The sequence below is a fragment of the Prevotella sp. DNF00663 genome, assembly GCF_001553265.1.
Taxonomy (GTDB): Bacteria; Bacteroidota; Bacteroidia; order Bacteroidales; family Bacteroidaceae; genus Prevotella.
Genome location: NZ_KQ960610.1, coordinates 146,123 through 155,142 on the forward strand (window position 1 = coordinate 146,123; position 9,020 = coordinate 155,142).

The window sequence follows — 9,020 nt, forward strand, 5'->3', positions numbered from 1 at the left end:
TTATTAATTGCATTTGGTGGGTCGGTTTATACCGGCCTGCCAAATGTTTTTTAATGGTTTTGTTGTCGGAAGAGGCATCTCTATCAAAAAACAAGATAATGTTTGCTATTGTCAGTCAATTCCATTACTTTTGCATGTAGAATCAAATACATTATTAATATGTCAGCACTCATTGCATTTATATTGTTCGTTGTCGTGGCATTGGTAGGCTGGGGCATTGCCGAACTGAAGAATAAGAGTTGTACTTACACACATTCCGAAGAGGAACGTGAAGAAGCTGAGGTGCTTCACAAGATTTTGGAAGACCGCAACTTCAAGGAGTTGAACCTGAAAGACTTGTTGGCTCACAACAGTACGAAAGGTTACGATGCAGTATAAGTAGACCGCTTATAAGCAAAAAGCCAAGGCAGAAGCAATCTGTCTTGGCTTTTTCTGTATATGAAGGCTGGGTTATTTCAGTTCAAATGTAGCCTTCAAAGGTAAATTGTCAGAGGCATTTCCTACGAGCGCTTCAAACTTTCCGGGCTCTGCTTTCCAGTCTCGCGACTGCTCATCGTAGAATGATAAAGCGCGTTTGTCGATGCTTATCTCTACATCGCGACTCTCTCCCGGCTTGAGATTTACCTTTGCAAAGCCTTTAAGCTCTTTATAAGGACGGTCTACAGACGACTTTATGTCGTGTATATAGAGCTGTACCACTTCGCTACCTGTGCGACTTCCAGTATTCTTAACGTTCACGGTGAAGGTCAAAGTACCGTCAGCCGACATGCTATTGGCGGAGCTTCTAAGGTTTGAAATCTTGAATGTTGTATAGCTTAAACCGTGTCCGAAGGCAAAGACCGGTTTCGTTTTCTCACGGTCAGCCCAGCGGTATCCCACGTAGATACCTTCTTTATATTCTATGTCAATGATGTCTTTCTTGGGGCGCCATGTACCGGGATAAGTGTTAAGAGCATGTGCACCAACGTCTTGAAGACTAGCCACCCATGTGAAAGGAAGTTTACCTGAGGGGTTGGTATCGCCTACAAGTACCGAAGCCAACGCTTCTCCTGCCACGCTTCCGATGTACCATCCTTGTACGATGGCAGGTACCTTGTCTTTCCAAGGCATGGATACGGAGTTACCGGAGATATTGACAAACACAAGATTGGGATTCACCTTGGCCAGTGCTTCTATCACTTTATTCTGATGATAGGGTAGATCGTAGGTTTTACGGTCGTGGCTTTCGCAGTCTTGATAGTCGCTCTTGTTGAGTCCACCGAAGAAGATGACGTAGTCGGCCTTGCGTGCTTTCTCCACTGCATCAGCGATGAGTTGTTCCTCACTGCGCTTATCTGCCAAGTCTTGCCCAGTGGTAACACCGTTGTAAGCACCTGTGATGTCGCCCACATATCCACGTTCGTATTCCACGTTGATGCCCGGAACGCGCTGTTCTAACAGTTTTTTGAGTCCATCGAGTGGTAGTGTTTCGCGTTGTGCTTTCAGCGAAGAGCTACCTCCCCCCACTGTCATCATCTTGATGGCATTCTCGCCTACAACCAATATACGGCGTGCTTTATTGAGATTGATGGGCAGTATATTGCGCTTATTTTGTAGCAATACGATACCCTCGGCGGCGATTTGGCGAGCTGCATCATAATGAGCTTCCGAGCACATGCTGCCTTTCTTTCTGTCAGTCATGGTTGTTCTGAAGAACAAACGAAGTATGCGGCGCACCTTATCGTCTAATTCCTTGGTGGTATATTTTCCTTCTTGGATGCCTTTCAGGTACGGTCTAGCTAGAAAATATTGTTCGTATGCATTGCCTGCACCACTGTGTAGCCCATCAGTCCATGTGCCAAATTCAAGGTCAAGTCCGTTCTTTACCGCCTCATCTGTGTCGTGGGTAGCTCCCCAGTCGGATACGACGACACCGTCAAATCCCCATTCTCCCTTCAAAATTTTGTTGATAAGAATGTCGTTGTGACTGCTATGTTGGTTCTTATAGAGGTTGTATGCCCCCATGATACCCCATGCATGGCCTTCTTTTACGGCCGCTTCAAAGGCCGGTAAATAGATTTCGCGCATGGCTCGGTCGCTGATGATGATATTGTCTTCGCTACGGTTTTCCTCGTCGTTGTTCATGGCATAGTGCTTCACACAAGCAGCTACTCCATTGCTTTGCAGACCTTGAACATAAGGTACTACCATCTTTGAAGCCAAGAATGGGTCCTCGCCCATATATTCAAAGTTACGACCATTGAGCGGTGTGCGGTATATATTCACACCTGGACCGAGCACCATGTCCTTGCGCCTGTACAGTGCTTCCTCTCCAAGATTCTTTCCGTAGAGCATCGCCATTTTAGGATTCCACGACGATGCAAGGCAAGTGAGTGCCGGGAAGGCCGTACAAGAGTCGTTGGATTGGCCTGCCTGATCCCATTGATCCCACAATACTTCGGGGCGAATACCATGAGGACCGTCGTCAGTCCAGAAGTCGGGGAAGCCCAATCGGGGTACTCCAGCCGAAGAGAATTTGCTCTGTGCGTGTAGAACTCTGATTTTTTCTTGCAGCGTCATGCGGTTCAATGCATCCTCAATGCGTTGCTCAATGGGTTTACTCTCGTCCAGATAGACCGGTACTTGGGCGTAGCTGCCCAGTGTTGTGAGCAAGGCTATCCCCATGACGATTGTTTTTCTGATTTTCATGTTTAGGTATTATTCGTTTGTTTAATATCATACAAGAACTTAATTCTTGTATGATGCAAAGTTAATAAAAACGAGCTAGATGGAAGTTTAAATATAAATAAACATGGTGGAAATCTTGTTTTAAGTGGTAATTGTGTGTAGATAAAAGAAATTCCCATTCAACATATTGATTGTTGAATGGGAATTTTTCATCAATATATGGCCTAGCCTATACCGTCTTATTACCCTAACGTGGGTACCACGGCAAGATAGACGACGTCGTGGTCGGTGCAGTTTTCAAACCAATGCTTGTGCCCTTCCGGACAATAATGCATCTGTCCGATACGTGCAACCTCCGTATGACCATCGTAATGCACTGTCAGTTCACCACTAATCACATACATTACCTCAAACGAACCACGATGTTCGTGCTCGCCACTACTGGCTCCCGGTCGTAGGGTGGAATACATAATACGGGCTTTGTCGTCGACGACGGCACGCATATCCAGTTTCCCTTCTCCGCCTTTAAAACCTTCGATATGCTCTTCTTTGAGCTTGTCAAAATCGATAATCATAATGTTTGATGTTGTTAAATGGCCGAACGCTATTACTTCTTGAGGTCGAATCCCATACGCATGCCGTCGTAGTTCTTGCACAATGTGCTGATGGTTTGCAGGCTGCTGTTGCCACTAAGCTGTGCACCGGTTTGGAAAAGTTTCAGCAATTTGGTCGACTCGAAGAGCAAACTCAGCCCCGATGTCGACTTCTGTACGTAACAAGGGAGGCTTACCAAGGCAGTCTTCAACGTCAGTTTAGACGTTCCGGGGTCGTAAGTATAGGTACCGCTGAGGCTTTTCCCACGCAGTTTTCCGGTGAAAGTCTTATCATTATTGAAAGTAAACTGGGTGTTGCTGCCCTGAATACCCACTTTGCTGAAACTGCTTTTCAGTTTCGATTTAGCCGTACTGGCAGCCACTTGACCGCCAGCTTTAGCCAATACGTTCTTGCTAGTGAATGCTACCCCCGGCTGATTGTACTTCCATGTGCCCACCAAGTCGCTTTCGCTAGCTTTGTTGGTACCCAATACGCTCGACAGGATATTGCCCGCTGCGTCACCGGTAGTGCTGCTGGTGGCAGCACTCTTTGCCTTGCTTAAGATTTTATCGAACTGTGGTGTGGCAGCCGATGCTGTCAATGTCATGGCTGCAAAAGCCATACTCAATATACTCATCTTTCTCATTTGGTTCTCTCTAATTGATTAAATGTTTCTATTTCTTTATGTTATGCTCCGTGGAACAGATACTCTGTCTGTATGTCTTGAGCCAATCTCGTGAAGAGTTCGTCCTGTAATTCCTCGGCCACAACCAAAGCTTCGGTCAGTACTTTGTCCGAGAATGCCTGCAATAATTCTTGTGCATGCATGGGCTGAGTCTTGTAAATGGCAAGATATTGCTCCTCCATCTCGCGCTGATATTGTGCGGTTTCGGCCTCGAAACGGGCGTAACGCTCTTGGATAATGGGCGCATAACGGTTGAAATTGACCATACCCAGTGTCATTACCTTGCGGAATTTCCAATAAGCTGAATCCTTGTCGGCGTGGTCGTTACCCACGGTGTAGGCTTTCGGATAGCTCTTGACACCTTGATACAAGGGCACGAACACGCCTAGCGCAGCCATACCTTCGGCCATATAGTCTACACGCCCGATGGCTGTAGGCAACTCCGGACGTACGTGCAAGATGTGGGTCTGCGTGGTACGGAAGATGGATACAGGGCGGAAACGCTCCTTGGGATTGTTATTTAAGTATGGGTCGTGTTCCGTACCATTATAGTGGAAGCGGAATGCGCGACGCATATCGTCGAGCGATAGTGGATGCTCTGCCTTGGCAAACACGGGGAATGTATTCTGTGTTACATCGTTTTTGATGGCCGGACTGAATAAGCCTTGCAAGCCCCATACGCGAGGATAGTTGTATGTGGTATCTAGTTCCACGTCGCGAGCGTATGCCTCGTGGAAGTCGAATGGTTCTCCCTTGTTTGGATCGTACAATCCGTTGGCCACTGCATGTTCTATCAAATCGGCCGAAGCCATGTAGTTTTCGGTGTCCTGAGGGTCGTAGGTACGGAACCGACTCTGGTTTCCCGTCACGAAATATTGGTCGTCGGGGATGCGTGTAGCCAACCAACGATGACCACCGGCGTTCTCTAAATACCATGACTCTTGGCTGTCTACGAGTCCGATGGCGAATCCTTCGGCTGAGCCATATTCTTCTATCAGCTTGCCGATACGAGCCACACCTTCGCGTGCAGTGCTCACATAGGGCAACACAATATTATATATACAGTTCTCGGCCACGCCGGTTTCTACGAGTGGATCGGCCGCCAACGCCTTGTCATTGGTGAATATTGTCTCCGTTGCACTTATGCCTACGCCCACGGTATTGAATCCTGCGCTGCCCCAATGTCCATGTAGGTGGAAAGGCGACAGAGCCGAATAGCCGAATGCTTTCTTCGGAAGTGGGCAGCGGAACTTACTGTCTCGTGCCACAAACTCCTCTGGTCCGTTGTCGGTATCTTCAAATATCTGTAGATTTTTAGCTACCATGCCGTCCCAATCTTCCGACCGGGCGACAATCATACTACCGTCGTTTGTCATCTTTTTACCCACGAGGATGGTAGTACACTCTGAAGGTAGCGTTGTTATTGTTTTCATATTGTATGTCTTTTAATCTCTCCCGTCCCCTCCCAAGGGGGGAGTGCCAGCGAGAGGTTGATTCTTTTGTAGTCCCTTCTGGGTATATTTTGTTTTTGTGTTGAAAGGATTTGCCAGCGTTTTCCACCTTGTAGCTCGCCATTTTATACTCAATGAGACGGTGTACACACCGTCTCTACTGTAGCTGATACATTTTCCATCCCTTTATGAAGAGGTTTAATATCCATCTCCCTCTCCTTGGGAGAGAGTCGGGAGAGGTTTTAATGGTCAATAGCTTTAGCCCAATGAGACGGTATACACACCGTCTCTACCGTAACAGAAACATTTTCCCATCCCTTTATGAAGAGGTTTAATATCCATCTCCCTCTCCTTGGGAGAGGGTCGGGGAGAGGTTTTATATCTTTCTCCCTCCCCCTTTTGGGGAGGGTAGGGGTGGGGCTCTTCCTACTCCCTATTCCCAAATATTCTCAGCAAATAGAGGAATAAATTGATGAAGTCTAGGTACAATGACATCGCACCCAGCACTGCTAGTTTCTGCGAACGCTCGCTTAAATCCTCAGCCTGTGCCATCATCACCTTGATACGTTGGCTGTCCCATGCGGTCAATCCTACGAATATGAGGACACCGATATAACTTACGATGAGGTCGAAACCGGTGCTCTTAACGAGGAACACATTCACCAGCGAGGCGATGATGAGTCCAATGAGCCCCATGGTCAGCAGTCCGCCAAGTTTCGTCAGGTCGCGTTTGGTCGTGTAACCATAAATGGCTGTAGCAGCGAAAGTGCCGGCCGTGATGAAGAACACTTTGGCAATGGTCGTCATGGCATAAGCCAAGAAGATGAATGACAAAGTGGCACCGTTGAGGATAGAGAACAAGGCGAAGAGCAAGGTTGCCGTTGTAAGCGACATCTTATTGATGCCGGCGTTGATAGCCAGTACCAATCCCAGTTCGCCAAGGAGCAGACCCCACATTACAAAACTGTTGTTGGCGATGAGCGCCAGCAGGTTGGGCGAGGTCGCAACACCGTAAGCTGTGACTCCACTGAGCACCAATGCCAATGTCATCCATACATATACTTTGCGCATGAGAGCCGGAAACGCTGCCGAAACAGCCATGTCGATACCGGCCTCGTGTTGCCTAATCATTCTTTCAAGTTCTTTTACGTCCATATCATTTCTTTTTATAATGGTTGATAATCATGTGATTGCAAAAATACAATATAAATATGAATATACAAAGAGAGTGCCAAACTGTTCTTGACATTTCGACAATTTCTCGCAACCGACTATGTTGCTTAGTCCTTATAATTAGAGGTTTGTAGGGACGTGACATTTCGCGTCCGCAAGTATTCCATGATTCTTAATGATGAATAAAATGCCCTGTGAATGCTGCCGTTATTTTCCTACGGACGCGATATATCACGCCCCTACAGATAATATCTTTTGTTGGTCGATGCTAATCTTGTATCAAGTAGGATTCTATTGTTTCTTTGTTCTAAATCTCAACTAGGCTATTTGCCAACTTGAAACCATCTCCCTCCCCTTGGGAGAGAGAAACTTATAAACTCAAAAACTTACAAACTCTAATCGTTGCAGCTGCTTGCCAGCATTGCTGTTCGGTCGTTTCAGTTTTGCTGCCTAGCCAATACAGCGATGCTGCTATGCCTTTGCAGCACAGGACTTTAGAACTTCTTATAGATATAATCAATTTGTGTATAGTTTTTATCTGTTGTGGTATCGTGAAATAAGGGTTATCTTTGCAGCGTAAACAAAAATAAAACGACAATTAAAGAAAGGAAAGTGAATATGAGAACTTTAGATTATTTACAGTTGAATGAGAATAAAGTGAATGTAGTGGTAGAATCTTTGAATGGCTTGTTGGCCGATTTGCAAATTTTTTATAGCAACTTACGTGGGTTGCACTGGAATGTGAGAGGACGCGGATTCTTTGCCCTGCATGCCAAATATGAAGAATTGTATAATGGTGTAGCCAATCAGGTAGACGAGGTGGCAGAGCGTATTCTGCAATTAGGAAGTAAGCCTGAGAATCGTTATAGCGAGTATCTGAAAGTAGCACGCCTGCAGGAAGATGGTTTTGAACCTATGGGACGTGCCGGTGTTCAGAAGGTTTTAGACACGTTGGCAGTGCTGATTGGCGAGGAAAGAGAAATTTCGGCAAAAGCTGCTGAAGCCGGTGATGAGGTGACGGTAGCTCTAGTGGGTGACTTCTTGCGAGGCCAAGAAAAGTTGGTTTGGATGCTTTCTGCCTTCTTGGCAAGGAAATCGGAAGTTGAAATGGAGAAATAATCGAGTAGAGGAATCTCGGTAGGGGCGAATGATATCTGCCCTCTCTTTTAGTAATATTGTAAAACGAAACAAGGGGAAACCAATTGCTGGTTTCCCCTTGTTGATGCTGGTTAGTATCTATTTAGTTCTTTGTTCTTATAACCAAGAATTTACTTGTGCTCCAGAATTCATCGGGATTGGTGATGCGCAGTGTGTACTGTTTGTTGGCATCGCGTGTAAGTGTGTAACTGCCGGCTGGGTGAGTGGTCAACAACTTCGCATAGTTGGAGGCTAAGTTGAATTCTTGTCTTTCGCGAATATCAATTCTTTCAAAGTAGCTGCGGTTGAAAGTATTGCGCAGAATCTTACCATCTACCCAAATGCGTTTTTGTTTCAACTCTTGCTTGGTGCCGAAGAGTACGTAGCCAGTATGCAACTCTTTGTCTTGTTGGCTGATGGTCTCGCTCTTTTGCTGACTCTCGGTAGTAAGGTTGCTTACGTTGGTGTTCAGGTCGGTGATGGTAGAATCTAGTTGGGCAATGTGGATATTCTTTTGTGCTAATTCAGCTCTCAAAGATTCCAATTCCTTATTTTTCTCCTCTAACTGTGCTTGTAGATTGTCGATGGTCCTTTGTAAAGCGGTTCCTTTGAACGAACTTTTAGACAGTTGTGCTTGTAATTCTTTGATGCGTTCGCGGTTCTTCTGCATGGTCTCAGAAATCAACTTGATGTTTTCTTTGATGACTTGTGTGCGATTAGACCTTTCTCCGAGTTTGGCAACCGTTACGCGGTTTTGAGCTGCGTTGATAGCTTGGAATCCTTCTTGAATGTCGTTGAAGTTCTCCATCATACCATTGATTTCGGTGTCTCTTTCTGCAATGATAGCTTGTAGAGAATCGATGCGTTCATTGGTAGCAGTGTTGGCCTGTTGATTGTTGCATGCTGTCAATGTTGCAAAGATAGCTAATGCCATAAATACTAATTTTTTCATAAATCTCAAGTTTTTGGGTTAAACATATAGCAAGGTAATTCGCGATAGACAGTTATGTCGGTTTAGGACGTCTTCCTTGCTTTTTTAGAAAACTGCTGGTAAAGAAACGAATATATTTTCTAAATGAAATCAACTTGCAAATTAAAAAATCCCATATTTATTTTATTTTGCGTTAACTCTACAAAAATTAAAATCTGATAGATTTATTTCGAAGTGCCTTATATATATTATGGTGTAAAGAGTGTTTTTTAATTGATTTTGTAATGTTTGTTGAAAAGATGCAATAAAAAACGATTTTTCTTCTTAAAACACTTGGCTGGTATTCTAAATCTTATTACTTTTGCATCCGCTTACGAGAACA

Annotated in this window: 8 protein-coding genes; 2 read left to right on the forward strand and 6 right to left on the reverse strand. The window is 45.2% G+C overall.

What is annotated here, in order from left to right; genetic code table 11:
• Positions 1-159: 159 nt before the first annotated feature.
• A complete protein-coding gene (locus HMPREF3034_RS04595; protein WP_036896605.1) occupies positions 160-378 on the forward strand; it encodes a hypothetical protein in 219 nt (72 codons plus the stop codon).
• Between the two features lie 72 nt (positions 379-450).
• On the opposite strand, the gene HMPREF3034_RS04600 is transcribed toward HMPREF3034_RS04595, so the two are convergent.
• The 5 genes from HMPREF3034_RS04600 to HMPREF3034_RS04620 all read right to left on the reverse strand — a co-directional run bounded on the left by HMPREF3034_RS04600 (position 451) and on the right by HMPREF3034_RS04620 (position 6,552).
• Positions 451-2,688, reverse strand: coding sequence for a glycoside hydrolase family 3 C-terminal domain-containing protein (locus HMPREF3034_RS04600; RefSeq protein ID WP_036896606.1), 2,238 nt, complete (start codon positions 2,686-2,688; stop codon positions 451-453).
• Positions 2,689-2,909: 221 nt separating this feature from the next.
• Positions 2,910-3,242: a cupin domain-containing protein gene (locus tag HMPREF3034_RS04605; RefSeq protein WP_062433550.1), complete on the reverse strand. Its 333-nt coding sequence runs from the start codon at positions 3,240-3,242 to the stop codon at positions 2,910-2,912.
• A 32-nt stretch (positions 3,243-3,274) separates the two neighbouring features.
• The gene (locus tag HMPREF3034_RS04610; RefSeq protein WP_062433552.1) at positions 3,275-3,907 is read right to left on the reverse strand and encodes a DUF4923 family protein; all 633 of its coding nucleotides are present in this window, start codon (positions 3,905-3,907) and stop codon (positions 3,275-3,277) included.
• A 41-nt stretch (positions 3,908-3,948) separates the two neighbouring features.
• Complete coding sequence (locus HMPREF3034_RS04615; protein WP_062433555.1) at positions 3,949-5,379, reverse strand: C69 family dipeptidase; 1,431 nt, start codon at positions 5,377-5,379, stop codon at positions 3,949-3,951.
• A 444-nt stretch (positions 5,380-5,823) separates the two neighbouring features.
• Positions 5,824-6,552 (reverse strand): Bax inhibitor-1/YccA family protein, encoded by a 729-nt coding sequence (locus HMPREF3034_RS04620; protein ID WP_062433558.1) that lies wholly within the window; start codon positions 6,550-6,552, stop codon positions 5,824-5,826.
• Between the two features lie 636 nt (positions 6,553-7,188).
• Here HMPREF3034_RS04620 and HMPREF3034_RS04625 point away from each other — a divergent pair.
• A complete protein-coding gene (locus HMPREF3034_RS04625; protein WP_036896610.1) occupies positions 7,189-7,689 on the forward strand; it encodes a Dps family protein in 501 nt (166 codons plus the stop codon).
• Positions 7,690-7,810: 121 nt separating this feature from the next.
• On the opposite strand, the gene HMPREF3034_RS04630 is transcribed toward HMPREF3034_RS04625, so the two are convergent.
• Positions 7,811-8,659 (reverse strand): Cbp1 family collagen-binding glycoprotein adhesin, encoded by an 849-nt coding sequence (locus HMPREF3034_RS04630; protein ID WP_062433562.1) that lies wholly within the window; start codon positions 8,657-8,659, stop codon positions 7,811-7,813.
• Between the last annotated feature and the right edge of the window lie 361 nt (positions 8,660-9,020).